The organism is Sphingomonas suaedae, from assembly GCF_007833215.1.
Lineage (GTDB): Bacteria > Pseudomonadota > Alphaproteobacteria > Sphingomonadales > Sphingomonadaceae > Sphingomonas > Sphingomonas suaedae.
This window is the reverse complement of the sequence record NZ_CP042239.1, coordinates 2,593,608-2,619,818: the sequence shown is the minus strand read 5'-3', so window position 1 is coordinate 2,619,818 and position 26,211 is coordinate 2,593,608. Positions and strand designations below refer to the sequence as shown.

The window sequence follows — 26,211 nt, the reverse complement described above, 5'->3', positions numbered from 1 at the left end:
AATTGAGGAGGGTGTGATGCGCAAACCCCGCGACTATGATTCGGAACTGAAGGCGCTCGACGAGAAGACGAAGCTGCTCAAGGAGCGGCGCCTGCACCAACTCGGCGAGCTGGTAGTGGCGACCGGTGCCGACAGCCTGCCGGTCGAGCAACTGGCAGGCGTTCTGCTCGCCGCTGTGGAGTCCAACGATGCGACTACAAAGGAGGGCTGGCGCAAGCGCGGCGCGACCTTCTTTCAAGGATCGCGCAAGGCTCGCGGGAGCGCTGGCAGCGACACGCGCGGCGCTTCGACGAACCACAGCGATGCGCAACCGCCGCAGCGCCAGGATCGCGCGCGATGACAAGCGGGACTGGGTGGTGAAGCGCCGCGAGCGAACGCGTCAGCTGATCGAACTTGGCGGGCTCGTCGCCAAGGCCGGGCTGATCGAGCTTACTGATGACGATCGCGCAGTGATCTTCGGATTGCTCGTTGATGCGGCAGCCAGGTTGCGCAGCGAGGATCGGGACAAAGCGCTGCTGCTTTGGTGGCGGCGCGGCAAGCGGGCGTTCGACACACTTGCTCCCGAGCGCGAACCCCGCGCATAGCCCGCCGATGACCGAAGACCTCGAAGCGACGATCCTCGCCTTTCTCAAGCGCGCGCCGGAATGGGTCCGCCGCGACCTGACAGCGAAGGACCAGAGCGCCCGCACACAGGCAGAGGAAGCGTTCGCCGCAATGCTGGCGGACGCGCTGCGACGGGCGGGGTCCTGAAGGGCTGAAACGCGAGCGCCGCGCGATCAGTCGCGCGGCGCGAGCCGCCGTTCGCAAACGTCGCGAACGGTCTTCTGCAAAAGCTCTACGCGTTCCGCGAGCCAATCCAGCTCCTCCGGCGCTATCTTGTAGTGCGGCGAATAGCGCGCATTCACATAGGCCTGCTGAAGTAGTTCAAAGCAACGCCGCGCAAACTTGGTGTCGCGCGGCCAGACGGCGATCAGCTCGTGGATGAGCGGCTCTGCCTGCGCGCGCAAAAAGTTCAGCTTGTGCGATTTGGGGCTGTACAGCGTTAGGGTCAGCAGCACGCAGTGGTAAAGACGCTCAGCGGTCTGGTGGAGATCGAATGCAGCGTCCTTGAAGTAGCCCTTCTCCATATAGAAGCGGGCGCCCTCGAAGCGCTTCGTTGCGGCGGGAAACCACTCATCAAAGTACTTTTGCGCCTCGGCTCTGGCCGCTTCTTCGGTGAGCGGTTGGGGCGTCGCAAAGGGATAGCCGTCTGCCTCGTAGAGCACGACGCCTTGCTCGATCGCGTCGATGAAAAACGGGCGACCGCGCATCAGCTGATCGTTCACATCCGCAAGGCTGTGAACGATGAACGCGACCGGCGCGCTGATCCGCTTGGAGATGGTCACCTCGCGGACAAAATGATCATCCGCCTTTGCCCAATATTCTACCGGGTCGGTGAGCCGGTCGTCGCTGACAACGACCAGAATATCATAGTCGGAATAATAGCCCCCGACCGGATCCTCGACCCAGTCGCCCCGCGCGTAGGAGCCGTACAGGATAACCTTGAGGATGCGTCCCTGCTTCTTCCACTTCTGCGTAGCGAGCGCGGTCGCGTCCTCGAACTCGGCAAACAAAATCTGGACGATGCGCTCCAGCTCGCGCTGCTTGGTCGATGGAAGATGGTCGACGCTGGTTTGCATGCGGGCATCCTAACGGCAGGAAGTTGCTTGGGACAGCCTCGCCGACTTGGTCGGCGAGACTGCGTGATCGTCATCGCCTTTGCCTTTCGGCGACCCGCCGCAGGATGCGCTGCCACCACGAGACAGGCGGACTTCCGTCGAGCACGTCGCGAAGTGCGAGCATGCTCTGGGCGAAATGCTGCTCGACCTGTTCGGCGCTGAGCCCGGTCCGCTCGGCGATTTCGGCATAGGACAGGTCGTCCAACCGGATCGCGAGGAAGATTTCGCGCTGCCGCTTCGGCATGCGCTGCAACCCGGCCTCCAGCCGTTCGATGATCTCAGCTTCGGTAGGGCGCTCGCTCATGACAGCGCCTCCCCGGAAGGCGCAAAGGCGAGCAGATAGTCCGCCGCCTTGCTGGCTGCACTCGCCGCGCGGAAGATCGCGCGCTCGTCGTCGCGCAGCACGGTAAGCCACGATCCGATGTAATCAGCATGCCGAACGGTCGGCGCGATCGCCAGCGACGCACAAGCGAATGCGCTCGCCATCTCGGCGACAAGCTCCTCACGGGCATAATCGGCACTGCCGAACCCGCCGCGCTGGTTGCGGTCCAACCGGCTGCTGTGTCCGGTCCAATGCCCAAGCTCATGCAACGCGGTCCGATACCAGTTGATTGGCTCGCCGAAGGCTGACTGCGGCGGCACTGCGACATAGTCGCCACCCGGCGAATAATAGGCCTCGCCCCCGCCAACCCGGAAGTCCGCACCGCTGGCCTCGATCAGGCTGCGAACCTGCGGCACAATATCGGCCTCGGCCGGAAGTTCGGGCAACTCGACAAGCTGCTCCGGCAATCCCTCACACTGCGCAACGTTGAACACTGTGAACCGCTTCAGGAACGCCAGCTGCCGCGCCTCGCGATCCTCGTCGCGCGCGCGTTCCGCCTCGTCCTTCGGGGTGAAACGATCGGCATAACAGACGGTCGTTCCGCGCTCGCCCTTACGGACATTGCCGCCCGCTGCCTGTGCCTGCTTGAAGGTCAGCCAGCGCTGCGACGCATAGCCGCCTTCAATCACAGCAGCCCACAGGACCAGTACATTGATCCCCGAATAACGCCGCCCGGTCACGGCATTTGCGGGCATGGTGCACGCGCACGACGCCGCATCCCAAGGCTGCACCCATGGCAGCCGCCCTTGCTCCAGCTCGGCAATCACCCGCGCCGTCACCTCGGCATAAAGGCTCGCGCGCTCGTTCCCGGTCTTCATCGCCTCTCACTCCTTCAAAACCACCGCAACCGGTGCCGGAATGGCGGGGGTGGGCGGCAGGAGCGGACCGGCGATCCCGCCGATCGAGGCGGGCCGCACCCGGAGGGCCGAAACGAAGTGTAGGACCCCGGCGAAGCCGGGGTTGCGGCACGCCGCGGCGGGTTCAAAGGGTAGCGACGCCCACCTCCGCCAGATCGCGTGCCGCAGGCCAACGCCACCGCGCCGCGGCGCGGTGACCGCAGCAATCAGCGCGCAGCGCTGCTCAGCTCCAAAGAGCTGCACAATCACGCACTCTCGAAGCCGGACGGCCGTCGCGGCGGCGTGCGCGCGCAGCTGTGCGCCAGCCGCCGCCGCGCCCTCCGACCGGATCGAGTGTGCCACGCGACGAACAAAGGCGCTGCGGACCCTGGCGGCTTCGCAGAAGTCCGCCAGCGCACGCTCATCAGCTATCGCGTTCCACTTCCCGGCACCGGCCGCCCGCGTCACGCGATCGTCACCCGGAGGGCCGAGACGCCGCAGAGCGACTCGGCGTCGCGAAAGCGGCGTAGAGCGCGGTCACGCCACGCGTGAGACGCCTTGAGACTTCACCCCTCGAACAGCCAACCCACGCCAGGGCACGTTTGTGCGCGCAGACACCGCACAGACCCCTCCTGACACCTGAGAGGGTCTGTTCAGAGGCGCGGATTTCCGCCCAAATTAGCTCCGGGGGCACCAGTCAGACGCAGACAGTGCAAGGATATAGCAATGCAAACCGACACCCCTGACCGCATTCTCCGCATCAACACGGTTCTCGACCGTACCGGGCTCAGCCGCTCCACAATGTACCGCAAGATGCAGAACGGCACGTTCCCGAAGAACCTCCAGATTAGCACGCGCTGCGCCGGTTGGCGGGAGTCCGCGATCGACGCCTGGCTCCGCAATCCGATGTTCTATCACGTCGAAGATTGAACGCCGGACTCGCTAGTCAGAGAAGAATAGCAGCGCGATCGCGATCAGCGCAAAGATGGGGAGAGCACGCTCAAACGGAAGCTGCACATCTGAACGCTTTGTCGCGGATTCGGGAACGCCCCCACCATTGCGCCGCTTCAACTCGTCGCGATGGATCTTCGCTAACGAGATCCCGGGATCGCCATGTGGTGCAAGGCAGTCAGGCGAACCGTAAAGCTGCGGCACCTCGGTCAGCAGGTCCTTCTCGAGCCCCTTCGCTGCCTCCGCCCGTTGCTTCAGGCTCGAGCGAAACTCATCCGCATTTTTGAGCGACATCACAGCGCTCCCATGGCGCGAACTCTCGCGATCTGTTGAAATCGCTCAAGGGTGATCACCGCCTGCATCGGTTCATGAATAGGGTTGGCTGCTTATCGATCTGTGAACACGCGCCCCGCGAACACCCAGGCGACAGCGCTGTAGGAATCTCGCCCGCTTAGCGCCCTAATATCGGTCGTTCAGCAGACGGACTGAATGGTCCAAAAGCCGTGGTGAACTGTTTTTTATTAGATATGTTGGCAGAGATCTTGGCCGCCCCACCTAAAATGCCCGCATGGGATCGCCAGTTGATTCGCCCAGCTTTTTTGCGATGGTTAGACCATGAGCCTAGCGAATTTGACTTCCGAAGCAGTCTTGAAGGCAATCGCCGAATACGATGATATCGGCAAAGCGGCATTCCTAGCGAACTACGGCTTTGCAGATGCGAAGCGGTACTGGATCATACAGGATGGGCAGCGCTACCCGTCAAAGGCCATCGCGAGCGCAGCCCATAAGCATATCGATGGACACCCCTTATCGGCACCGGCCTTCAGCGGCGGCGAAGGTCACGTAGTCCGGAAGCTGCGGCAACTTGGCTTTGAAGTTGAAACACCGGGCCGAAATCCGGACTGGATTCGTGACGAACTGACACTGGCGCTCGACCTATATTTCACCAACCCCGCGAACCCGCCCGGCAAAACGAGTGCGGCGGTTGCGACACTGTCCAACTTACTGAACAAGATGCACCGGATTGCGGGCGGCACCGCGAGCGCGACCTTTCGCAATACCGATGGCGTCTATCTGAAGATGATGAACCTTCGGGCGCTCGATCCGACATATACGGCGCAGGGCAAGGTAGGCATGAAGTCGGGCGGTTCGCTCGAAAAGATAGTGTGGGCAGAATATGCCGAGCGCCGCGCCGAACTCGCCGCCGATGCAAAAGCGATCCGCGATGCCGTATCGAGCGCGAACGAAGCCGCAGTCGCGAAGTTGCCCACAGTGGAGCCATACGAAGGCGAGGAAGGCGGCGTGATCGTTCGACTCCACAAGCGGTATGAGCGCGATCCTCGCCTAGTGGCGGAAAAGCGAAAGGCCGCGAAACTAGCTGGTGATTTTTCCTGCGAAGTCTGCGGCTTTGATTTTGAAGCAGCTTATGGGGCGCTAGGCGCGGAGTTTATCGAAGTCCATCACGTCAACCCTGTCCACATGATGAATCCAGGCGCCAAGACGAAGCTGTCCGACTTGGCGTTGCTATGCGCGAACTGTCATCGCATGGCCCATCGTCGCCGTGTTCCGCTCACCCTTGCCGAACTAAAGGCGGCCTTCAAACTTGAGATCGGTGGGTAGTTCGACGCTGCTTTTTCGTCCATTCCGGCTGGTTATTAGCATTTGCGTACATCAGTACTTATCTGCCAAACCTGTTTCGGGTAAGGAACAGGGCATACTATGGCAAGTGCTATCGGACTGCGAGTTTACCGGATTGGTGTTCACGCACGCGGGAACCCGTCGCTTGTTGCCTTCGATGACGACGACCTAAGCCAGTCCGTCCCCGATTTCATCGCCGCGTTCATGAAGCTGCATAGCACCGTTGTGCAGAACGACGCCTTGGAGCGCAGCTGGTATTTCGAGGAAAAGGACGAGGATGGTCCGGGGAACAGCCAGGGCTATGTCCATTACGGCACCTTCGGCTTCGAGAGCAATTTCATCGACACCAAGACCAAGGAACACAACTATCGGCGCAAAACGACCGATATCGAGGAAATCCCGCTTTTCTACGAATTTTGGTGTCCGGAGAACAGCTCGTTCGGCTTCGCAGCGTTCCAGTCATTCCAAGGGCGGTCCTGTATCGGCTTGGTTATGACGAAAATGAAGGAGGCGTTCGAGAACGCGAATCCCAACCATATTCTAAGCTTCAAGAAGCTGTTGCCGAACGATGCGAAAGGAAGCGCCTATTATTCGGCCCCGGTGAAGCAGCTTCGACTTATCAAGCGGAAGGCGCCGAGTGACATTGCGGATCGCTATTTTGATAACCCTTCGCCCGAGCCGATCGACTTCGAAATTATCATGTCCGCGCGGCGACGTAGGAATCTCGGTGATCTCACTTCGCTGCTAAATTCAGTCAAAAGCGGGGGTGCGAAAAGCGTCATCACGCATGATGGGATCGACTTCCCCGAGGCTGTTGCGGAAATTCGCGTCGGAAATCGGACGCGGCGCGTTGGCGTGCTAGGTTTCACTGGCGATGCGGGTGTAATCGACGTTACCGATGTGATCGTTCGCGGTTCCGATGGGCATCCCACGTTCGAGTCGCTGAAGAAGGAATCCGATACGATCCTGCGCGACTTTTACGACACGATGGAGGGTTCGAAGGAGTGAAGATCAACGTCGCCTCGATTGTTCGCGATCATTGGGCAACGCTGTACGATGCTCAATCGAACCGGACGAACTATGTCGATGTGATCGTGTTCTACGCCCTACCGATCGTGGTGGGCGCTGCTGCCTATGCGTTTTGCTTCAAGGTGAAGCCCGAAGGCTATAACGTCTCCATTACTTTCTTCGGCATCTTTCTAGCGCTGCTGCTGAACATTCAGGTTGCGATATTCGCCATATTCCAGCGCAAATGGGACGCACCTTCGGACAAGCGCCAAGCCGACGCGCAAAAGGTAGAATTGGAGGATCGCCGTAAGCTGCTGGGCGAACTGAACTCGAATATCTCCTATCTCACGATCGTTAGCTGCGTCGCCCTCATCGCGTTCTTGATCTTCTACGTCGCAGAACTGAGGGAAGGGATTGGGCCAGCAGTTGCGGTGGCGCTCTACTCTCACTTCATCCTGACATTCGTGATGATCGTGAAGCGGTCCCATGCGCTGTTCCAAAAGGAATACCGCGACAGTCCCGAATAGGTCGTTGTGGCGGAGATAGTTTCCGCCAAAGTTCTGCTTGCCACGGCCGCTGCCCATGGTCTGCCGCCCAGCTCCACCCGCTCGCTTACAACTGAATTTTGGGACTGCGTTTGAAGATGGCGAGCATGTCTACTTTCGCTTTGAAGTGGCCGGAAGCTGTCAGTCCGCACCTGGCCCACGAGCGGTCAGCAGCTGGGCGACTCCGCGCCATCCAGTGCCCAGACATCTATTCCGTCGATCTCGCGGGGCGGCTGGATCCAGGTGATCTCAACATCAGGATTCCAGTGATCATCCTCACTTTCGAATGGCTTCTGCGACTTGGCCACTTCAGCATCGATCGTGGGAAGGGCAAACCTTGCGGGACTGGGGCTTGAAGATGGCGAACAAGCTACAGCAGAATGCAAGGCTTTGCGCGGCAACGTATTTACCATCTGCCACCTCGCATCTTCTCTGAGTAGGTACGAACGCTGGAAATGTAGACTCGTCACCCCCTCTCGTGCTGAATGCCTGCAGCGAGGGGGAATTTTCTTTGTCGACCAAGAAGCTGCCGTTCATTTCGTCAGTCGGTCTTGTCCAGATCGACGGCCGCAATGTCGTTCCGACCGCGATTTATTACGACAGCGAGCGGCGCGCACACATCGGTCACGAAGCACGCGAACTCTGCCATTCTCCTGAACATTTGCTTGAAGATTTTAAGATCGAGCTCGGGCAGCACGATCCGGATGCCGTGACCAAGCGCACCACACAGTCGTTCCATGCCCCCAGATCAACTGTGGCGGGCATTGTGCAGGATTTCTTTCGCGAATTTCTTGCCAAGGTGAATCAGGGACTGGAGCAGCAGGGCAGGCCCCTGCCCAAGTCTATCCTCATCGCAGAACCGTTGGCACTCAGCGGGAGCAACATGGCCGAAGAAAGCTGGCTTTCGAATTATCGCCGCGCCATTCGCCGGGTCCTGCATGGCCGTTTCGAGCAGATTGACTTCCTCCCCGAACCGTTCGCCGTCTTCCAGTACTACCGATACGGCCTGCGCCATCCTGCAATTGCCGAGCAGCGTAAACACATTGCCCTCGTCCTCGATTTCGGGGGCGGCACCTTTGACATCTCGGTTATCGAGACCGCTAAGTCAGGCGATGTCAGTCAAAGCGGGACGAATTCGCGTCCCCTCAGCGCCAAGTCCATTCAGATCGGCGGGTTCTTCATCAATCGCTTGATCGCAGCCCAACTCCTTATGACCGCTGTCAACAAGGACATCAGGGCGGATGTCCGCAAATCACTAGAGCTGGCTGACCGGACTAAAGCTCCCGACGCCCTCGCTCAGTTGGCTGAAAAGCAGCAGACGTTTTACCGGCATTACAAGCGGCTGCTCAGCGCAGTTGAAAGCGCCAAGCTTTCCGTGTGCAATTCGATCGCCAACTGGAGTCTGGAGGCCAACCTCTCGGGGCTGGCCCCGTTTCCGCTTTCCGTGCCGACGAACCCATACGACCCGAGCTCGAGCATGGCCAGCCTCAAGCTCGATGCCGGAATGCTGCGCCAGACCTTTGAGAACGAGGTGTGGAGGAACAAGCTGCGTGATGCGATCAAGAAGACCATCGATCGCGCGGCCAAGGACCTCAAGGGACAGGAAATATCCGTGGTCCTGCTGTCCGGAGGATCATCGAACATTCGCTGGCTGGCGAAGCTGCTCGACCGCGACCTCGGGAAGAGCGATCTTCCCCATGCCGAGATCCTTCAGCTGAGCGAAAACTTCCAGGAAATCGTTGCCAAGGGCCTGGCAACCGAATGTGCGCGCCGCTTCTACACCGAGGGCCAGGGCGATTTTCGCGCAGTGACTTACAATCGTCTGTGCCTCGCTCTGCGCTCTGACGGCGGCGAGCTGGAAGTCAAACCCGCAAAGCCGGTCACGTCCATTCTGGCTGCCGGCGGTCAGGCGCAATTCGATGATGGTGTACTGCTGCCCTCAGCCAGAAGCTTGCGCGGACTGGTCGACAAACCCTTGCTCTGGAAGGTCAGGCTCGGCCATCCTCCGCGCCAGTTGCTAGAATATTTCTTCATGCGCTCGTCATTCGACCCCGATGATCTCGAAGCGCGTCACAACATTGTCGACACGCGGGCGTCGACGCCGAAGAACGCTCGGTTTCAGAGCGCAATTGAAGTAGAACTCACGGTGCGAGCGGACGGCACCGCGACACCACGCTTCATTTACGGCCGAAACGACCGCTCCGGCGGTGTGACTGCCGAAGGCCGACCATTCCACATCGACATGACCTTTGCATCTGACGAGGTTGGCGGTTCGACCTATCTGGGTTTCGACTTCGGGACCAGCGCCTCGGCGTGCTCGATCGTCGATTCAAACGACGTACAAATGATCCAGGAAAGGGCCCGATCAGCCGAATGGCGTGAGCTCAGCGAACTCCTGTCCGAGTTGCCCTATCCTGCCGCTGCTCCGCTGGCCCGCTTCATTTCGGAGATCGATTCACATCGTCGTCCTCAGAAGGGGCGCGAGGCTGCTGAGGCATTGCTTACCCTCGCGGCCTATGTCGCTTATATGGATGCATGCTCATGTAAGGCAACCACTGGCGCGGTGTTCAAGGGATATACGCAACGCTCGGCCGGCCCGCTCTGGGCATTGATCAAGGGCTGCCTCGGCGGAAAAGCTGCAAACCTGAACTTCTCGGCGCCGTTGCAAGGTCTGCTCAAGCCGGAAAACGTTGAGCAAATTGACCAATGCATCGAGGGCCTGAATTCTGACAAGCATGGTCGGCAGCAGAATGTGGATTGGGTCAGCTTTCTCGGCCTGCTGGCAAACCATGTTGCCCGCATCTTTGCGGGCAAGCACCTGGGCGTCTTTGAAGGGGTCGTCGCAAAGCGATTCCGTTCCGGTTCCTACGCCGGCATCTTCAGAGTATTGCACGGCGCTTCCCAGACGTTTGTCGACGTCCTAGCCTATGAAGGCCCAGTCTCCTTTTCTGATGAGCTGGTTTATCTGGTTGATCCGGCAGGTGGCCGTGCGTTGCTGCTCAGCCCCCTGTATTTTTGGGGTCTCCAGCGAAATCCGCTCGACACTCTGGCCATAGACATGTTCGAATTTGACACCGACAAGCGCGGCCTCTTCTCGTTCAAATCGACACAGATCTCCCAAGGCCTGACCATCACACCTGACGGCGAATACGGAGAGATTCATGAGCACGTGTCTGTCATGCGCGCCAGCGATCAAGACGGCCATCTGATCGAAGGCTTAACCCTGACCTCTCATAATCCCTGAGCGGACAATTCTCGCATGCAACAGCCTATCAGCGCCTCGACGCTTTATAACCTCGTCCAGTGCCCCAAGCGGTTAGCACTCGACCTGTTCAGTGACACGGCGCTGCTTCCAAGGGCACAAGTATCGATTGCCTGGAATCCTGACGCACGATGTCGAAGACGGGACTGACCCTTCTGACCCGGCAGTCCTTCAATAACTTGGACGGCAAGAGCCTCAAAACCGGCAACATCCGCCTTGAGCCGTAAACGACCGGCTCTGATCGAGACCCGGCAAAGCTATTTGCTCATCGGAATGTCTGCTTTCCGCGTGGTTCGCCCGTGGCCAGACCGTCGCCTGACGGCCCAGTTCCGGCCGTTTATGCTACGGGGGTCGTAGCTTCCGACTGGGTATCCAAAGGCTCAGAGGGGATCAATGACAGTCCGAAGCGCTTTGTAACCCTATCTCCACCGGATCGCTCATCCCGCTCGCACCTTCTTTCGGGACGATCGCAAAGCGATGCTCCGAAGGCTATCCCGGCAAGGGGTGGGGGCCGCAGGGACGTGCTCTCCCGCCGGTCCGTCACGCAGTTCATCGAGATAGTCGCTCCACCACTGGTGCATGGCGACACGCTCGTCCCAATAGGCGCCGCGATTATAGGTGCCGCGTACCGCGTCCTTGTCCGCGTGCGCGAGCGAGCGCTCAATCGCGTCCGGGTTCCACTTGCCGCTTTCGTTAAGCAGGGTGGATGCGGTGGTGCGCAGCCCATGCGCGGTGACCTCGCCATCGGCATAGCCCATGCGCCGAAATGCCTGATTGACCGTGTTCTCGCTCAGCGGTCGTCGAGAGGTGTGGAACGCCGGGAAGATATATCCGTCCGGCCCGGTCAGTTCGTACAACTCCGAGAGATACGCCTTAACCTGACGCGATAGGGGGATCGAATGCGGCCGTCGCATCTTCATCCTCGTGGCAGGAATCCGCCAGACGGAATTGACGAAGTCGATTTCGGCCCATTCGGCCTGTCGGATTTCGCCCGGGCGGGCCATCACATGGGGTGAGATCTGCGCCGCCAGCCGCGTGATCCGGTGGCCAGGATAGGCGTCGATCGCGCGCAATAGCTCTCCAAACGCTGCAGGATCGAGGATTGCGGCATGATGTGTCGTCTTGGGAGTAATCAGTGCGCCGCGAAGCAGGGAGGTCGGGTCTCCCTCTGCCCGGCCAGTTGCGACGCCAAAGCGGAAGACGCGACCGGCAAATGAGCGACAGCGCCGGGCCGTCTCGAGCTTACCCTTTGCTTCGATTCGCTTCAGTGCGGCGAGGACGTCGATTGGCTTCAGCTCCGCGATCGGTTGGCTGCAAAGTGGCCGAAGCTGCTCGAGCAGCCACTCGGTCTTTGCCGTCGTGTTCTCGGCCCGACCTTCTGCAACCATTTTCTGAATATATTCCCGGGCCACGTCGCCAAAGGTATTGGCCGCTTTGTAGTGGGCCATGAGCTTCTCGCGCTTGCGTTCTGCAAGCGGGTCGATGCCATCACGCAGCTTCTGCCGGGCTTCGTCGCGTTTCTGTCTGGCCTCCGCCAGAGTGACCTCTGGGTAGCGGCCAAACGCCAGACGCTTGTCCTTGCCAAGGTAGCCGTACTTGAAGCGCCAGAGCTTCGAGCCGCTCGGATGCACCTCGATGTACAGGCCACGTTCGTCGGCCTTCTTGTAGATGCGCTCCCTCGGCTGAAGAGCGCGGATTTCCATATCTTTCAGAGCCATAACCCAAACTCCCGATTTGATCGGTTCTGTTCGGATGGCGACCATTTTCTCGGTCGAAATGGCCCACCGGGCCATCAATTTTCCCGGGCCACTTTAGGCCCCGTTTGTGGCCCTTATGGCCCTGGGATCGACTGGAACCCGGTCGGACATTTTCGCACAGAACCGAGCAAAAGTGGCAGATTTCTGCCGTTTTTGTCGATGTGCTGGGATGCCCTGAGACAGGGAAATGGTGCCCAGAAGAGGACTCGAACCTCCACGGCCTTGCGACCGCCAGCACCTGAAGCTGGTGCGTCTACCAATTCCGCCATCTGGGCACGGGGTAGGCGGGCGCCACTAGGGTAGGTGGGCGGGGGCTGTCAACCGATGTTTCGCATGGTTGCGGTTTGGCCGCGCGCGCGGCATGGGGGAGGCCGGATACGACCATGGTTTGAGGGCGCGATGAAGGACAGGCTGGTAAGCGTGATCGGCGGCGGCGGATTTGTCGGGCGCTATGTCGTGCAGGCGCTGCTCAAGGCTGGTGCGCGGGTGCGCGTCGCGCAGCGCGATCCGCGCGGCGCCTGGTTCCTGAAGCCGCTGGGCGGGCTTGGCCAGACGCAGTTCGCCGCGGTCGACGTGACCCGCCCCGAATCGCTCGAACGCGCGCTCGCCGGGTCGGATTCGGTGGTGAACCTGGCCGGCGTGTTCGGCAGCGCAATGCAGGCGATCAACGCGGATGGCGCCGGCAATGCCGCGCGCGCGGCTGCGGCGGTGGACGCGACGGCCTTCGTACAGCTGTCGGCGATCGGCGCCGACCCCGACTCCCCCTCCGCCTATGGCCGGTCGAAGGGCGAGGGCGAGGCGCAGGTCCGTGCCGCCTTCCCGAATGCGACGATCCTGCGCCCCAGCATCGTGTTCGGCCGCGAGGACGCGTTCGTGAACCGCTTCGCGGCGATGGCCGCCGCGTTCCCCTTCGTGCCGGTGCTCAAGGGCCTCACGCGCATCCAGCCGGTCTGGGTCGCCGATGTCGCGCAGGCAGTGACCCGTGCACTCGCCGATCCGGAGCACTTCGGGGGGCAGACGATCGAGATCGGCGGGCCCGACGCGCTGACCTTCACCCAGTTCCATCGCTGGCTGCTCGGCGCGATCGGGCGCGACAAGCCGGTGGTCGAACTGCCGGACTTCGTCGGCGCCGGAATCGCCACGCTGGGCTTCCTGCCCGGCGCACCGATCAGCTGGGACCAGTGGTTGATGCTGCAGCAGGATAATGTCGCGACCGGCGAAGGGCTGGCCGCATTCGGCATCACGCCGACCCCGCTCGGCGCGGTCGCGCCCGGCTGGCTGGTCCAGTATCGCAAACATGGCCGCTTCGCCGACGCGCGCCACGCCTGACTCCGGCTCTTTCCCGGAACAAGTGAACGGCCGGCCGCGCCCGGCGGAGGAGCCGCGCCATGAGCGACATCGTCACCTATATCATCCTGGGCATCATCGAGGGGCTGACCGAGTTCCTGCCCGTCTCCTCGACCGGGCATCTGATCCTGGCGGGCGAGCTGCTCGGCTTTACCGGCGAGAGCTCGGTGGCGTTCAAGGTCGCGATCCAGCTGGGCGCGATCCTGGCGGTGCTGGTTGCCTATTGGTGGCGCTTCTGGGGCGTCGGCATGGGCGTGCTGCGTGGGGAGCGCGAGGCGATCTGGTTCACCCGCAACATCCTGATCGGTTTCCTGCCCGCGATGCTGATCGGCGCGGTCGCCTATGAAGGGATCCGCCAGCTGATCCAGTCGCCGATGACGGTCGCGGTCGCGCTGATCGTCGGCGGCATCGCGATCCTGCTGATCGAGCGGATGGTGAAGACAGTGAAGGTCGAGCGGATCGAGACGATGCCGCTCCCCACTGCAGTTGCGATCGGGCTGGTCCAGTGCATCGCAATGATCCCCGGGGTCAGCCGTTCGGGTGCGACGATCATGGGCGCGCTGTTGATGGGGGTCGAGCGCAAGACCGCGGCGGAGTTCAGCTTCTTCCTCGCGGTGCCGACAATGGCCGGGGCCACCGTCTATTCGCTCTACAAGGACCGCGACCTGCTCAGCTTCGACGATCTGTCGGGGATCGCCATCGGGCTGGCGGTGTCGTTTGTCGTCGCGCTGCTGGTGGTGAAGGCGTTCGTCAAAGTGGTCGGCCGCTTCGGCTTCGCGCCCTTTGCCTGGTATCGCATTATCGTCGGGGTCGCTGCCCTCGCCTGGCTTATGGGACGATAAGGCCGTTTCGGACATATAGTTGTAACGATATTGCGCATCCCTGTCTGACATCGACCCAACCATCATTATATAAGTAAGTAGTGCTGCCCTATTTGCTGGTTTGCGCGTGACTCCGGGCTGCATTTCTGTCATGCGCGCGGCATGGCAAAGGATGTGATGCTTCAATTCGTCGATCGCGGGCAGGCGTTTCCGGACAAGCGCCCGCCCGATCTGCGCGCGCAGGATTTCCACGAGATCGCGGAGCGCTACGCCCCGCCCAGCGCGGAGGAACAGGCGGGGCGCTGCTCGCAATGCGGCGTGCCCTATTGCTCGGTCCACTGCCCGCTGCACAACCATATCCCCGATTGGCTGCGGCTGACGGCGGAGGGGGCGGCTGCGCGAAGCCTATGAGCTGTCCAACGCCACCTCGACCATGCCCGAGATCTGCGGCCGCATCTGCCCGCAGGATCGCCTGTGCGAGGGCAATTGCGTGGTCGAATTTTCCGGCCATGGCGCGATCACCATCGGATCGGTGGAGAAATTCATCACCGACACCGCCTGGGAAAAAGGCTGGGTCGAGCCACTGCAGCCCGGGCCTGCGCGCGGGCAGTCGGTCGGCGTGATCGGCGCCGGGCCTGCGGGGCTCACCGCGGCGGAATATCTGCGCGTGCTTGGCTATGACGTGCATGTCTATGACCGGCACGATCGCGCGGGCGGGCTGCTCACCTATGGCATTCCCGGCTTCAAGCTGGAAAAGCACGTCGTCACGCGCCGTACCCAGCGTCTGGCCGATGGCGGCATCGTCTTCCATCTCGGCTTCGAGGTCGGCAAGGACGCGACGCTCGAGCAGCTGCGCCAGAAGCATGACGCGATCCTGATCGCGACCGGCGTGTACAAGCCGCGCGCGATCAAGGCGCCGGGCGTGGGCGCAAAGGGCGTGGTCGATGCGCTCGACTATCTCATTGCGTCGAACCGCAAGGGGTTCGGCGATAGCGTCCCGGCATTCGAGGATGGCCGCCTCGATGCCGCGGGCAAGAATGTCGTCGTGATCGGCGGCGGCGACACCGCGATGGATTGCGTGCGCACCGCGATCCGCCAGGGCGCAGCGAGCGTGAAATGCCTCTATCGCCGTGACCGCGCCAATATGCCGGGCAGCCAGCGCGAGACCGCCAATGCGGAGGAAGAGGGTGTCGAGTTCGTCTGGCTCTCCGCGCCCGAAGCATTTGAAGCCAATGGCGATGGCGGCGGGCAGGTGAGCGCGGTCAAGGCGGTCGGTATGCGCCTTGGCGCCCCCGATGCGAGCGGCCGCCGCGCCCCCGAGCCCGATCCAGGTTCGCGGTTCGACGTGCCCGCCGATCTGGTGATCAAGGCATTGGGCTTCGACGCGGAGGATCTGCCGGTGCTGTTCGATGCGCCGGAACTGGGCGTCACCCGCTGGGGCACGGTGCGGACGGATTCGCGCACGATGATGTCGAACCTCGACGGCGTGTTCGGCGCGGGGGACATCGTCAAGGGCGCCAGCCTGGTCGTCCAGGCGATCCGCGACGGCCGCGACGTCAGCGAACGGATGCACGCCTGGCTCAAGGCGCAAAAGGCCGCCGGGGTCGCCCGCCGGGAACGGGAGGCCGCATGATCCGCATCGTCCTCGCCACCACGCTGGCGTTCACTCTGCCCGCCACCGCCCAGACCGACCCCGCCGCCCTCCCTGCGGCCGAGCGACTGATGACGGTGATGGGCGTCGAGGCTCAGTTCGAACAGATTTTCGTGATCTCGGCCCCGGCGATGGCGCAGAACGCGGTCGCGCAGCTTGAGGCGAGTCAGACGACGCGCGAGATGATGGAGGCGCTGACCAAGGGCGACTATGCCCGCAAGGAACGGGTCAAGGCGATCCTGGCGGAGGAATATCTCGCTGCCTTTCGCGCACAGAAGGCACGGATGGTCCGCGAAATAGCACGCGAATATGCAATCGCCTTCACCGCCGCCGAGCTCGACGAGCTCGCGCGCTTCTTTGGCAGCGGCGCGGGCGCCAAATATGTCGCGCAGCAACCGATGCTCCAGGAAAAGCTGACCAAGGCCAATCAGCGCATCGGGATCGAGGTCGGCATGGTCGCGACGCCCAAAGCGATCACCCGCGCCGAGGCCGAGCTCAATGCGGGGACGGCGGAGTGACGATCAGCTTTGGTCCTCCATCGCGCGGCGCAATGTTGTTCGCGCTCGCAGCCGCGGCGGCGCTCTTCGCCCCGGCGGCATTGGCCGCGCCTCAGTCGGCAACCGCCAGGGCGACTGAGGCGGTCGATCCCGCGCGGTTGGTGAAGGCGCGCAACATCGTCGAACAGACGATGCCGACCGAACAGCGCGATGCGATGTTCGCGCAGATGCTGGACGCGATGATGGCGAACCTGATGTCCGGCATGATGCAGGGCAATCCGGGGCTGTCGGAGGTGCTTCAGGAAAAGCCCGCCGCCGCAGCCGTGTTCGCCGACTTCATCACCCGTCAGAAGACGCTTGCGCTGGAGGATCTCAAGGACAGCGCGCCGGAGATGATCGAAGCGATCGCGGGCGCCTATGCCAAGCGGTTCAACCTGGCCGAACTGACGGAGATCGAAGCCTTTGTGCGCACCCCGACGGGCGCCCGGTTCCTGCAATCGGGGACTCAGCTGTTCAGCGATCCGGGGATCGCGGCATGGCAGGCGGCCCATTTCTCCCGCGCGCAACAACGGCAGTCGAGCGAAGTGCGCCGACTGCTCGATGACCTCAAGCCCATTCTGGAATCCGAAGATGACGCATCAGGCAACTCCTGAAACCGAGCACGAACGCCTCGCCCGTGAAGGCATGTACCGCCCCGAATTCGAGGGCGATGCCTGTGGCGTCGGCATGGTCGCGGCGATCGACGGTCAGCCGTCGCGCCGCGTGGTTCAGGGCGCGATCGATGCGCTGAAGGCGGTCTGGCATCGCGGCGCGGTCGATGCCGATGGCAAGACCGGCGACGGCGCGGGGCTGCATGTCGATCTGCCGCTGCGCTTCTTCGACGATGCCGTGCTCGCCAGCGGCCATCGCGTGCTGCCCAACCGGCTCGCGGTCGGCATGATCTTCATGCCGCGCGTCGATCTCGGCGCGCAGGAGGCGTGCCGCACGATCGTCGAAAGCGCGATCATCGAGGCGGGCTATACCATCTATGGCTGGCGCCAGGTGCCGGTCGATGTGTCGGTCATCGGCATGAAGGCGCAGGCGACCCGGCCGGAGATCGAGCAGATCATGATCGCCGGGCCGCTGCCCGACGAAGCATCGGAGGAGGAATTCGAGAAGAACCTCTATCTCGTGCGTCGCCGCATCGAGAAGCGGATCATCGCCGCGCAGATCAGCGGCTTCTACATCTGCTCGCTGTCGTGCCGCTCGATCATCTACAAGGGGCTGTTCCTCGCCGAATCGCTCAGCGAATTCTACCCCGACCTGCGTGACGATCGCTTCGTCAGCCGCGTCGCGATCTTTCACCAGCGCTATTCGACCAACACCTTCCCGCAATGGTGGCTGGCCCAGCCGTTCCGCTGCCTCGCCCATAATGGCGAGATCAACACGATCCGCGGCAACAAGAACTGGATGCTCAGCCACGAGATCAAGATGGCGGCGACCGCGTTCGGCGAGCATTCGGAAGATATCAAGCCGGTGATCCCGGCGGGCGCGTCCGACACCGCCGCGCTCGACGCGGTGTTCGAGGCGATCTGCCGCTCGGGCCGCGACGCGCCGACCGCCAAGCTGATGCTGGTGCCCGAAGCGTGGCAGGCGCTGGACGGGATGCCCGAATCGCATCTCGCCATGTACAAATATCTCGCCAGCGTGATGGAGCCGTGGGACGGCCCGGCGGCGCTGGCGATGACCGACGGGCGCTGGGCCGTCGCGGGCGTCGATCGCAACGCGCTGCGCCCGCTGCGCTACACGCGCACCTCCGACGGGCTGCTCGTGGTCGGCTCCGAAACCGGCATGGTCCAGATTTCCGAGGCGACGGTGGTGGCCAAGGGGCGGCTGGGGCCGGGCGAGATGATCGCGGTCGATCTGGAGGAAGGCCGTTTCTACACCGACCGCGAGGCCAAGGACCGGATCGCGGGCGAATATGATTATGCCGCGATGATCGGTGAGTTCATCGGCATCGAAGACCTGCCCCAGGCGGGGGAGGCCGGGCCGAAGTTCGACCGCGCCGAACTAACCCGCCGTCAGGTCGCCGCGGGGCAGACGCTCGAGGATATGGAGCTGATCCTCTCGCCGATGGCGACCGACGCCAAGGAGGCGGTGGGGTCGATGGGCGACGACACCCCGCTCGCCGTCATCAGCGACAAGCCGCGGCTGATCAGCCAGTTCTTCCGCCAGAATTTCAGCCAGGTGACCAACCCGCCGATCGACAGCCTGCGCGAGCGGCATGTGATGTCGCTCAAGACGCGGTTCGGCAATCTCGCCAACATCCTCGACACCGCCCAGACCGCAACCAAGGTGCTGGTGCTCGAAAGCCCGGTGCTGACCAATGCCGACTGGGCGCGGCTGACCGCCTATTTCGGCGCGCAGACCGCGATCATCGACACCACCTTCCCCGCTGGCGGCGGGCCGGAGACGCTGCGCGCGGCGATCGCCGACATCCGCCTTCAGGCGGAACAGGCGGTGCGCGCCGGCAAGACCGAGATTTTCCTGACCGACGAGAATGTCGGCCCCGACCGGGTCGCCATCGCCGGGGTGCTCGCCGCCGCTGCGGTCCACACCCATCTCGTCCGCAAGGGGCTGCGCAGTTACGCCAGCGTCAACATCCGCACCGCCGAATGCCTCGACACCCATTATTATGCGGTGCTGATCGGCGTCGGCGCGACGACGGTGAATGCCTATCTGACCGAGGCGGCGATCGTCGATCGCCACAGCCGGGGACTGTTCGGCGACCTGACCCTCGACCAGTGCCTCGCCAACCATCGCAAGGCGATCGAGGAAGGGCTGCTCAAGATCATCTCGAAAATGGGGATCGCGGTGATCTCCAGCTATCGCGGTGGCTATAATTTCGAAGCGGTCGGCCTGTCCCGCGCGCTGGTCAACGATTTCTTCCCGGGTATGCCCGCGAAGATCTCGGGCGAGGGCTATGCCTCGCTGCATCTCAGCGCCATGCTGCGCCACGATGCGGCGTTCGACAGCGCGGTGGCGACGCTTCCCATCGGCGGCTTCTATCGCCAGCGCCATGGCGGGGAGACCCATGCGTACAGCGCGCAGCTGATGCACACGCTGCAGACCGCGGTGTCGACCGACAGCTATTCGACCTATCTGCAGTTCGCGCGCGGCGTACGCGACCTGCCCCCGGTCTATCTGCGCGACCTGCTCGAATTCAACTTCCCGGCCGAAGGCGTGGCGCTCGACCAGGTCGAGGCGATCACCGAAATCCGCAAGCGCTTCGTAACGCCGGGCATGTCGCTCGGCGCACTATCGCCCGAGGCGCACGAAACGCTCGCGATCGCGATGAACCGCATCGGCGCCAAGGCGGTGTCGGGCGAGGGCGGTGAGGATTCGATCCGCTACAAACCCTATGCCAATGGCGACAACGCCAACTCGACGATCAAGCAGATCGCGAGCGGGCGCTTCGGCGTCACCGCCGAATATCTCGGCGCGTGCGACGAGGTCGAGATCAAGGTCGCGCAGGGCGCCAAGCCCGGCGAGGGCGGGCAACTGCCCGGCTTCAAGGTGACCGAGTTCATCGCGAAGCTGCGCCACTCGACCCCCGGCGTCATGCTGATCTCGCCGCCGCCGCACCACGACATCTATTCGATCGAGGATCTGGCGCAGCTCATCTACGACCTCAAGCAGATCAACCCGCGTGCGCGCGTGTGCGTCAAGCTGGTTAGCTCGGCGGGCATCGGCACCGTCGCGGCGGGCGTCGCGAAGGCCCATGCCGACGTCATCCTGATCGCCGGCCATGTCGGCGGCACCGGCGCCTCGCCCCAGACCAGCGTCAAATATGCCGGCACGCCTTGGGAAATGGGACTGAGCGAGGTCAACCAGACGCTGACCCTCAACGGCCTGCGCGGCCGCGTGCGGCTGCGCACCGACGGCGGCCTCAAGACCGGGCGCGACATCGTCATCGCCGCGATCCTGGGCGCCGAGGAATTCGGCATCGGCACGCTCAGCCTCGTCGCGATGGGCTGCATCATGGTGCGCCAGTGCCACAGCAACACCTGCCCGGTCGGCGTCTGCACGCAGGATGAGCGGCTGCGCCAGAAGTTCGTCGGCACGCCCGAAAAGGTCATCAACCTGATGACCTTCATCGCCGAGGAAGTGCGCGAGATCCTCGCCAAATTGGGCTGCAAGAGCCTCGACGAGGTGATCGGCCGCACCGAATTGCTGCGCCAGGTCAGCCGCGGCGCCGAGCATCTCGACGACCTCGATCTCAACCCGATCCTCGCCAAGGTCGACGCGGACGAGAGCGAGCGGCGCTTCAGCCTCAACACTTTCCGCAACGCGGTGCCGGACAGCCTCGACGCGCAGATCATCGCCGACGCAAAGGCGGTGTTCGAGCGCGGCGAGAAGATGCAGCTCGCCTATAATGTCCGCAACACCCACCGCGCGGTCGGCACGCGGCTGTCGAGCGAGATCACCAAGACGTTCGGTATGTCGAAACTGAACGACGGCCATGTCGAGATCCGTCTGCGCGGATCGGCCGGCCAGTCCTTGGGCGCGTTCCTGTGCAAGGGCGTGACGCTGGAGGTGTTCGGCGACGCCAACGACTATGTCGGCAAGGGCCTGTCCGGCGGCACGATCATCGTCCGCCCGCTGGTCAGCTCGCCGCTCGCCAGCCAGGACAATACCATCATCGGCAACACCGTGCTCTACGGCGCGACCAGCGGTCGCCTGTTTGCCGCAGGCCAGGCGGGCGAGCGCTTCGCGGTCCGCAACTCGGGCGCGCAGGTCGTGGTCGAAGGCTGCGGCGCCAATGGCTGCGAGTACATGACCGGCGGCGTCGCGGTGGTGCTGGGACAGGTCGGCGCCAATTTCGGCGCGGGCATGACCGGTGGCATGGCCTTCATCTACGACGAGAGCGGCACGTTCGAGAGCCGCGCCAATGGCGACAGCATCGTGTGGCAGCGCCTGTCCTCGCTGCATTGGGAAGCGGTGCTCAAGAACCTCGTCGCCGATCACGCCGAAGCGACCGACAGCAAATGGTCCGGCGGGCTGATCGAGGATTGGGAGCGCGTGCGCGGCCATTTCTGGCAGGTGGTGCCAAAGGAAATGCTGACGCGGCTGGCGCATCCGCTGGATGACAGCGTGGAGATGATCGCGGCGGAGTAGGTCCAATTCCTCCCCCAGCTTGCTGGGGGAGGTGGCAGCGCGCAGCGCTGACGGAGGGGCCGCCCCGTAGAGGGCGGAGTTTTGCCGAGCTGTTCACGGTCGTCTACGCGGCCGCTCCTCCACCACCGCCTTGGGCGGCGGTCCCCCTCCCCTGACCAGGCTCAGGGGAGGAATTTGATGCGACCGCTTGCCGCCCCCCGCCACCCGCGCCTAAAGCCATCGCCATGTGGCAACTCTACCAATTCCCGCTGTGCCCCTTCTCGCGCAAGGTGCGGCTCGTACTCGGTGAAAAGGGCGTCGGCTACGAACCCGTCCGCGAATCGCCCTGGGCGCGGCGCGACGAATTTCTCGACATGAACCCGGCGGGGCAGGTCCCCGTCATGGCCGACGATCGCGGCGTCGTCCTCATCGACTCGGTCGCGATCTGCGAGTTTTTCGAGGAGACGGTGAGCAAGGCCGCCCTGCTCAACGGCACCGCCGCCGACCGTGCCGAAATCCGCCGCCTGGTCAGCTGGTTCGACAACCAGTTCTTCCGCGACATCACCGGGCCGCTGCTCAACGAACGCATGATCAAGCGCATCGTCCACCGCGCCACGCCCGACAGCGGCGCGCTGCGCGAGGCGATGAAGGCCGCGGTCGCGCATCTCGACTATATCGATTTCCTGCTCGATCACCGCACCTGGCTGGGCGGCGCGACAATGAGCCTCGCCGACCTTGCCGCCGCCGCACAGATCAGCGTCGCCGACTATCTCGGCGGAATCGACTGGAAGAGCCACGAACAGGCCAAGCGCTGGTATGTCGGCATGAAGAGCCGCCCGAGCTTCCGCCCGCTGCTCGCCGAGCGGATGGAGGGGATCAACCCGCCGCCGGATTACGAAAAGCTCGACCTGTGAGTGCCGCCAGCGCGGTGGTCATCGGCGCGAGTGGGGGGATCGGCGGAGCGTTCGCCGATGCGCTCGACGAAGAGGACAGCCACGCCCGGGTCTGGCGCTTCGGCCGGTCGCTGGCCGGGGACGGGCATCTCGACCTGACCGACGAGGCGAGCATCGAAGCCGCCGCCGCGCGCGTCGCCTCCGGCCCCGCGCCGTCGCTGATGCTGGTCGCGACCGGCATCTTGGAGGAGGGCGAGCGCGGGCCGGAAAAGGCGCTGCGCGACCTCGACCCCGACTGGCTGGCGCGCGTCTTCGCGATCAACACGATCGGCCCGGCGCTGGTCGCCAAGCATTTCCTGCCGCTGATGCCGCGCACCGGCACCCCGGTGTTCGCCGCGCTGTCGGCGCGTGTCGGCAGCATTACCGACAATCGGCTGGGCGGCTGGCACGGCTATCGCGCGTCGAAGGCGGCGCTCAACATGCTGATCCGCAACTTCGCGATCGACGCCGCGCGCCGCAACGACCGGTCGATCGTCGTCGGCCTCCACCCCGGCACGGTCGACACCAAGCTGTCGGAGCCGTTCCGCGGCACGGTCGCGCCGGGCAAATTGTTCGCCCCCGACCGCGCGGCGCTCCAGCTGCTCGACGTGATCGAGGCACTGAAGCCCGGCGACAGCGGCAAATGCTTCGCCTGGGACGGGGCGGAGATTCCGGCCTAGACCGCTTCATCGCTCTGTTCCCCGGCGCAGGCCGGGGTCCAGTATCGACGGAGCAAGAGGCGGTATCCCGCCATCCGAAACATTTCGCCACTGGACCCCGGCCTGCGCCGGGGAACGGCTAACGTCAGCCCAATCGCACTCCGGCCCTTCCCCGGCTTTACCGCGCCGCGATCGGGCGGCACTTGGCGTCGAGCCACGCGCGCTCGTCGGGCGAGAGCTGCGGACCCAAAATCTCCAGCACCCGCGCATGATAGGAATCGAGCCAGCGGCGCTCGTCCTCGGTCAGCAATGCAGGCTCGATCAGGCTGCGCTCGATCGGGCAGAAGGTCAGCGTCTCGAACCCCAGCATTACCGATTCGGCGCCGGGGATGTCCTGCTGCGTCACCAGCACCAGATTCTCGATGCGGATGCCGAACTCGCCCGCCTTGTAATATCCCGGCTCGTTCGACAGGAACATGCCCGCGCGCAACGGCTCGGCCGGGCCGCCGCCGGGATAATTGGGCGCGGCGATCCGCTGCGGCCCCTCATGGACGGACAAATACGATCCGACGCCATGGCCGGTGCCATGGCCATAGTCGCAGCCGACCTCCCAAAGTGGACGGCGGGCAAAGGCGTCGATCTGCCCCCCGGTCGTCCCTTCGGGGAACACTGCGGTCGCAATCGCGATATGCCCCTTGAGCACGCGGGTGAAGCGGTCGCGCATTTCCTGAGTCGGTTCCCCCACCGGGATCACGCGCGTGACGTCGGTGGTGCCGTCCTCATATTGCCCGCCCGAATCGACCAGATAGAGCTGGCCCGGCTCTACGGCCAAGCTCGACTCCGCGGTCACCTTGTAATGCGGGATCGCGCCATTCGGCCCGGCCGCGGAAATCGTGTCGAAGGACAGGTCCTTGAGCACGCCCGTCTCTTCGCGGAACGCTTGCAGCCGGTCGGCCGCCGACATCTCGGTCACCCCGCCCTTGGGCATCTCCGCCTCGGCCCATTTGAGGAACCGCGCTAGCGCCGCGCCGTCGCGTGCCTGCGCCGCCTTGTGCCCGGCAATCTCGGCCGCGTTCTTGATTGCCTTGGCCAGCACCACCGGATCGCGCGTCGCCAGGATCGTCGCCCCGCCCGCGTCGAGCGCGTCGAAGATCGCCGCCACCGACCCGCCCGGATCGGCGGCGACGCGCTTGCCCGCGAACTGCGCCAGCGCCGGGGCAAAGGCGCTGCGGTCGTGCACCCGCACCGCATTGCCCAGATGCTTGGCGACGTCCTCGCCCACCTTGTCCTTCGCCACGAACAGGTCGGCGGTGCCGTCGGCGTTGACGATGGCATAGGCGAGCGCGACCGGCGTGTGGCTGACATCCTGCCCGCGCACATTGAACGTCCAGGCGATCGAATCGAGCGCCGACAGCACCACCGCATCCGCCTTGCGCTCGGCCAGCCAGTCGGCGATCTCGGCGCGCTTGCTCGCGCTGGTCCGTCCCGCCGCAGCGTCGCCCTGTACCGCGAGCCTGGCGTCCGACGGGGCAGGCTGGTCGTCCCACACCGCGTCGATCGGGTTGCGCGTGACCGCGACCAGCTCGGCACCGCGCTCCGCCAGCGCCTTCTTCGCCTCCTCGACCCAGCCGCGCGTGTGCAGCCAGGGATCGTATCCGATCCGCCCGCCCTGTGGCGCATGATCGCGCAGCCAGTCGGCGATGCTCACCTGGGGGACGGGCACATACTCCCAATTCGCCCCGTCGACCTGCTGGCGCACCTGGATCGTGTAGCGCCCGTCAGTGAAGATCGCCGCCGCCTCGGGCAGCACCACCGCGCTCCCCGCGCTCCCCTGAAATCCGGTCAGCCAGGCGAGCCGCTGGGCATAGCCGCCGACATATTCGCTCATATGCTCGTCGGTCAGCGGCACGACGAATCCGTCCAGCGAATCGCGCGCGAGCTGGTCGCGCAGGGCCTTCAGGCGATCGGCATGGGTCGACATCGGTATATCCTCGAATGCGGTTCCGCAGGCGCTCCTCCGATATGGGAAGACGAAGTCGCGCTTTGAATGCCACGTTGGTGCCGCAAGCCGGGCGCGTTGAAAAGGCCTCTCATTCCTCCCCTGAGCTTGCTCAGGGGAGGGGGACCGCCGCGAAGCGGTGGTGGAGGGGCTGCCCCGCAGAGGGCAGAATTTTGCCGAGCCGTTTCGGCCGTCTGCGCGGCCGCCCCTCCGTCATCGCTGCGCGATGCCACCTCCCCTGCGGTGCAGGGGAGGAATTGCAATAATACCTGGGTTAATGCGCGCCCGGCCTGTGCCATCGCGGCACGGCGGAAATCGGGGGGTGGAAAGCCCGCGCGCAAAGGGCGATCTGGAGCGCATGGACTGGAGGAGACTGATGCGCGCAGGCGGATGGATGATGCGAACCCTGATCGTGGTGGGACTGGGCGCAGGGGCAATGGGTGCCGCCGCGCTGATTCCGGCGCCCGAACCGGTCCGCAGCGCGCCTGTCGCAAAGCCCGCACCCGTCCCGGCGCCCGTGCCGGCAGTCGCTCCGGCGCCTGCGCCAGCACCGGCTGCGGCCCCGGTCCCGGCCGCCGCGCCGGCGCTCGACGCGATGGTGGTGAAGCGCATCCTCGACATCCCGGGCCCGATCAAGTTCGGCACCTATTATTGGGATACGCAGGGCGTGCCCGCCGACGGCCCGCTGATCATCACCGTCGATCTGGAGGCGCAGACCATGTCGGTGTTCCGCGACGGGTACGAGATCGGCGCGACCGCGATCCTCTATGGCATGGACGGCAAGCCGACCCCGCTCGGCGTGCACGAGATCAAGCAGAAGAAGGTCCACCACATCTCGAACCTCTACAATGCGCCCATGCCGTACATGATGCGCCTGACCTGGGACGGGATCGCCATCCACGGGTCGGAGGTCGAAATGGGCCTCGCCACCCATGGCTGCATCGGCGTTCCCACGCCCTTCGCCAAGCTCGTCTTCGCGCAGGCCAAGCTCGGCGACAAGGTCATCATCACCCGCGGCAAGCGGCTTGGCATAGGCGGAATCGTCGCGCCGGAGTGACCGGCGCTTTGATCG

General features: G+C 63.8%; 23 protein-coding genes, 1 tRNA gene and 1 pseudogene. 17 read left to right on the top strand and 8 right to left on the bottom strand.

Features of this window, described 5'->3' with window-relative positions; translation table 11 throughout:
• Nucleotides 1–16: 16 nt before the first annotated feature.
• The 3 genes from FPZ54_RS12450 to FPZ54_RS19895 are packed head-to-tail and all read left to right on the top strand — an operon-like array spanning nt 17 to nt 750.
• A complete protein-coding gene (locus FPZ54_RS12450; protein ID WP_145847649.1) occupies nt 17–340 on the top strand; it encodes a conjugal transfer protein TraD in 324 nt (107 codons plus the stop codon).
• Complete coding sequence (locus tag FPZ54_RS12445; RefSeq protein WP_145847648.1) at nt 303–584, top strand: conjugal transfer protein TraD; 282 nt, start codon at nt 303–305, stop codon at nt 582–584. The genes FPZ54_RS12450 and FPZ54_RS12445 overlap by 38 nt, the downstream gene beginning before the upstream one ends.
• Nucleotides 585–591: 7 nt before the next feature.
• Nucleotides 592–750 (top strand): DUF6771 family protein, encoded by a 159-nt coding sequence (locus FPZ54_RS19895; protein WP_186456755.1) that lies wholly within the window; start codon nt 592–594, stop codon nt 748–750.
• Nucleotides 751–776: 26 nt separating this feature from the next.
• Here the strand turns inward: FPZ54_RS19895 and FPZ54_RS12440 are convergent, their stop codons facing one another.
• From FPZ54_RS12440 to FPZ54_RS12425, 4 genes are all read right to left on the bottom strand, one after another.
• Complete coding sequence (locus FPZ54_RS12440; protein WP_145847646.1) at nt 777–1,679, bottom strand: HEPN domain-containing protein; 903 nt, start codon at nt 1,677–1,679, stop codon at nt 777–779.
• A 70-nt stretch (nt 1,680–1,749) separates the two neighbouring features.
• Nucleotides 1,750–2,022: an RNA polymerase sigma factor gene (locus FPZ54_RS12435; protein ID WP_145847644.1), complete on the bottom strand. Its 273-nt coding sequence runs from the start codon at nt 2,020–2,022 to the stop codon at nt 1,750–1,752.
• The gene (locus FPZ54_RS12430; protein ID WP_145847642.1) at nt 2,019–2,918 is read right to left on the bottom strand and encodes an ArdC family protein; all 900 of its coding nucleotides are present in this window, start codon (nt 2,916–2,918) and stop codon (nt 2,019–2,021) included. The genes FPZ54_RS12435 and FPZ54_RS12430 overlap by 4 nt, the downstream gene beginning before the upstream one ends.
• Nucleotides 2,919–2,924: 6 nt before the next feature.
• The gene (locus tag FPZ54_RS12425; protein ID WP_145847640.1) at nt 2,925–3,404 is read right to left on the bottom strand and encodes a hypothetical protein; all 480 of its coding nucleotides are present in this window, start codon (nt 3,402–3,404) and stop codon (nt 2,925–2,927) included.
• A gap of 258 nt (nt 3,405–3,662) precedes the next feature.
• Here FPZ54_RS12425 and FPZ54_RS12420 point away from each other — a divergent pair, with 258 nt between their 5' ends.
• Complete coding sequence (locus tag FPZ54_RS12420) at nt 3,663–3,866, top strand: helix-turn-helix transcriptional regulator (protein ID WP_145847638.1); 204 nt, start codon at nt 3,663–3,665, stop codon at nt 3,864–3,866.
• Between the two features lie 12 nt (nt 3,867–3,878).
• Here FPZ54_RS12420 and FPZ54_RS12415 read toward each other — a convergent pair whose 3' ends face one another.
• On the bottom strand, nt 3,879–4,181 hold the full coding sequence (locus tag FPZ54_RS12415; RefSeq protein WP_145847637.1) for a hypothetical protein: 303 nt from the start codon (nt 4,179–4,181) through the stop codon (nt 3,879–3,881).
• A gap of 321 nt (nt 4,182–4,502) precedes the next feature.
• On the opposite strand from FPZ54_RS12415, the gene FPZ54_RS12410 reads away from it, so the two are divergent.
• From FPZ54_RS12410 to FPZ54_RS12395, 4 genes are all read left to right on the top strand, one after another.
• Nucleotides 4,503–5,507: an HNH endonuclease gene (locus FPZ54_RS12410; RefSeq protein WP_145847635.1), complete on the top strand. Its 1,005-nt coding sequence runs from the start codon at nt 4,503–4,505 to the stop codon at nt 5,505–5,507.
• A 99-nt stretch (nt 5,508–5,606) separates the two neighbouring features.
• Nucleotides 5,607–6,533, top strand: coding sequence for a hypothetical protein (locus tag FPZ54_RS12405; protein WP_145847633.1), 927 nt, complete (start codon nt 5,607–5,609; stop codon nt 6,531–6,533).
• On the top strand, nt 6,530–7,060 hold the full coding sequence (locus tag FPZ54_RS12400; RefSeq protein ID WP_145847631.1) for a hypothetical protein: 531 nt from the start codon (nt 6,530–6,532) through the stop codon (nt 7,058–7,060). Before FPZ54_RS12405 ends, FPZ54_RS12400 begins: the two co-directional genes overlap by 4 nt.
• A gap of 529 nt (nt 7,061–7,589) precedes the next feature.
• Nucleotides 7,590–10,322: an Hsp70 family protein gene (locus tag FPZ54_RS12395; RefSeq protein ID WP_145847629.1), complete on the top strand. Its 2,733-nt coding sequence runs from the start codon at nt 7,590–7,592 to the stop codon at nt 10,320–10,322.
• A 455-nt stretch (nt 10,323–10,777) separates the two neighbouring features.
• On the opposite strand, the gene FPZ54_RS12390 is transcribed toward FPZ54_RS12395, so the two are convergent.
• Complete coding sequence (locus FPZ54_RS12390; RefSeq protein WP_145849796.1) at nt 10,778–12,058, bottom strand: tyrosine-type recombinase/integrase; 1,281 nt, start codon at nt 12,056–12,058, stop codon at nt 10,778–10,780.
• 227 nt (nt 12,059–12,285) lie between these two features.
• Nucleotides 12,286–12,372: transfer RNA gene (locus FPZ54_RS12385), tRNA-Leu, on the bottom strand.
• Nucleotides 12,373–12,496: 124 nt separating this feature from the next.
• On the opposite strand from FPZ54_RS12385, the gene FPZ54_RS12380 reads away from it, so the two are divergent.
• The 8 genes and pseudogenes from FPZ54_RS12380 to FPZ54_RS12345 all read left to right on the top strand — a co-directional run bounded on the left by FPZ54_RS12380 (nt 12,497) and on the right by FPZ54_RS12345 (nt 23,161).
• Entirely contained in the window at nt 12,497–13,426 is a 930-nt protein-coding gene (locus FPZ54_RS12380; protein WP_145847628.1) for a complex I NDUFA9 subunit family protein, read from the top strand.
• A 59-nt stretch (nt 13,427–13,485) separates the two neighbouring features.
• The gene (locus FPZ54_RS12375; protein WP_145847626.1) at nt 13,486–14,286 is read left to right on the top strand and encodes an undecaprenyl-diphosphate phosphatase; all 801 of its coding nucleotides are present in this window, start codon (nt 13,486–13,488) and stop codon (nt 14,284–14,286) included.
• A 141-nt stretch (nt 14,287–14,427) separates the two neighbouring features.
• Nucleotides 14,428–15,898, top strand: a pseudogene (locus tag FPZ54_RS12370) (NAD(P)-dependent oxidoreductase).
• Complete coding sequence (locus FPZ54_RS12365) at nt 15,895–16,434, top strand: DUF2059 domain-containing protein (RefSeq protein ID WP_145847624.1); 540 nt, start codon at nt 15,895–15,897, stop codon at nt 16,432–16,434. The pseudogene FPZ54_RS12370 and the gene FPZ54_RS12365 overlap by 4 nt, the downstream one beginning before the upstream one ends.
• Nucleotides 16,431–17,066 carry a DUF2059 domain-containing protein gene (locus FPZ54_RS12360; RefSeq protein WP_186456754.1) on the top strand — a complete coding sequence of 212 codons (636 nt, stop codon included), beginning with the start codon at nt 16,431–16,433 and terminating at the stop codon, nt 17,064–17,066. The genes FPZ54_RS12365 and FPZ54_RS12360 overlap by 4 nt, the downstream gene beginning before the upstream one ends.
• Nucleotides 17,044–21,570, top strand: a complete 4,527-nt coding sequence (gene gltB / locus FPZ54_RS12355) for a glutamate synthase large subunit (protein ID WP_145847619.1) — start codon at nt 17,044–17,046, stop codon at nt 21,568–21,570. Before FPZ54_RS12360 ends, gltB begins: the two co-directional genes overlap by 23 nt.
• 224 nt (nt 21,571–21,794) lie before the next feature.
• Complete coding sequence (locus FPZ54_RS12350) at nt 21,795–22,463, top strand: glutathione S-transferase family protein (RefSeq protein ID WP_145847617.1); 669 nt, start codon at nt 21,795–21,797, stop codon at nt 22,461–22,463.
• Complete coding sequence (locus tag FPZ54_RS12345) at nt 22,460–23,161, top strand: SDR family NAD(P)-dependent oxidoreductase (protein ID WP_145847615.1); 702 nt, start codon at nt 22,460–22,462, stop codon at nt 23,159–23,161. The genes FPZ54_RS12350 and FPZ54_RS12345 overlap by 4 nt, the downstream gene beginning before the upstream one ends.
• A gap of 157 nt (nt 23,162–23,318) precedes the next feature.
• Here the strand turns inward: FPZ54_RS12345 and FPZ54_RS12340 are convergent, their stop codons facing one another.
• Entirely contained in the window at nt 23,319–25,121 is a 1,803-nt protein-coding gene (locus FPZ54_RS12340; protein ID WP_145847614.1) for an aminopeptidase P family protein, read from the bottom strand.
• A 412-nt stretch (nt 25,122–25,533) separates the two neighbouring features.
• Here FPZ54_RS12340 and FPZ54_RS12330 point away from each other — a divergent pair, with 412 nt between their 5' ends.
• The gene (locus tag FPZ54_RS12330; protein ID WP_239019561.1) at nt 25,534–26,196 is read left to right on the top strand and encodes a L,D-transpeptidase family protein; all 663 of its coding nucleotides are present in this window, start codon (nt 25,534–25,536) and stop codon (nt 26,194–26,196) included.
• The last annotated feature ends 15 nt before the right edge of the window (nt 26,197–26,211 follow it).

What these genes read in the sequence shown, in the direction of transcription:
- FPZ54_RS12340 (WP_145847614.1), bottom strand. Translation starts at nt 25,121, where the DNA reads ATGTCGACCCATGCCGATCGCCTGAAGGCCCTGCGCGACCAGCTCGCG.
- FPZ54_RS12365 (WP_145847624.1), top strand. Translation starts at nt 15,895, where the DNA reads ATGATCCGCATCGTCCTCGCCACCACGCTGGCGTTCACTCTGCCCGCC.
- FPZ54_RS12415 (WP_145847637.1), bottom strand. Translation starts at nt 4,181, where the DNA reads ATGTCGCTCAAAAATGCGGATGAGTTTCGCTCGAGCCTGAAGCAACGG.
- FPZ54_RS12405 (WP_145847633.1), top strand. Translation starts at nt 5,607, where the DNA reads ATGGCAAGTGCTATCGGACTGCGAGTTTACCGGATTGGTGTTCACGCA.
- FPZ54_RS12330 (WP_239019561.1), top strand. Translation starts at nt 25,534, where the DNA reads ATGATGCGAACCCTGATCGTGGTGGGACTGGGCGCAGGGGCAATGGGT.
- FPZ54_RS12380 (WP_145847628.1), top strand. Translation starts at nt 12,497, where the DNA reads ATGAAGGACAGGCTGGTAAGCGTGATCGGCGGCGGCGGATTTGTCGGG.
- FPZ54_RS12420 (WP_145847638.1), top strand. Translation starts at nt 3,663, where the DNA reads ATGCAAACCGACACCCCTGACCGCATTCTCCGCATCAACACGGTTCTC.
- gltB (WP_145847619.1), top strand. Translation starts at nt 17,044, where the DNA reads ATGACGCATCAGGCAACTCCTGAAACCGAGCACGAACGCCTCGCCCGT.
- FPZ54_RS12350 (WP_145847617.1), top strand. Translation starts at nt 21,795, where the DNA reads ATGTGGCAACTCTACCAATTCCCGCTGTGCCCCTTCTCGCGCAAGGTG.
- FPZ54_RS12450 (WP_145847649.1), top strand. Translation starts at nt 17, where the DNA reads ATGCGCAAACCCCGCGACTATGATTCGGAACTGAAGGCGCTCGACGAG.
- FPZ54_RS12390 (WP_145849796.1), bottom strand. Translation starts at nt 12,058, where the DNA reads ATGGCTCTGAAAGATATGGAAATCCGCGCTCTTCAGCCGAGGGAGCGC.
- FPZ54_RS12445 (WP_145847648.1), top strand. Translation starts at nt 303, where the DNA reads ATGCGCAACCGCCGCAGCGCCAGGATCGCGCGCGATGACAAGCGGGAC.
- FPZ54_RS12430 (WP_145847642.1), bottom strand. Translation starts at nt 2,918, where the DNA reads ATGAAGACCGGGAACGAGCGCGCGAGCCTTTATGCCGAGGTGACGGCG.
- FPZ54_RS12440 (WP_145847646.1), bottom strand. Translation starts at nt 1,679, where the DNA reads ATGCAAACCAGCGTCGACCATCTTCCATCGACCAAGCAGCGCGAGCTG.
- FPZ54_RS12410 (WP_145847635.1), top strand. Translation starts at nt 4,503, where the DNA reads ATGAGCCTAGCGAATTTGACTTCCGAAGCAGTCTTGAAGGCAATCGCC.
- FPZ54_RS12435 (WP_145847644.1), bottom strand. Translation starts at nt 2,022, where the DNA reads ATGAGCGAGCGCCCTACCGAAGCTGAGATCATCGAACGGCTGGAGGCC.
- FPZ54_RS19895 (WP_186456755.1), top strand. Translation starts at nt 592, where the DNA reads ATGACCGAAGACCTCGAAGCGACGATCCTCGCCTTTCTCAAGCGCGCG.
- FPZ54_RS12375 (WP_145847626.1), top strand. Translation starts at nt 13,486, where the DNA reads ATGAGCGACATCGTCACCTATATCATCCTGGGCATCATCGAGGGGCTG.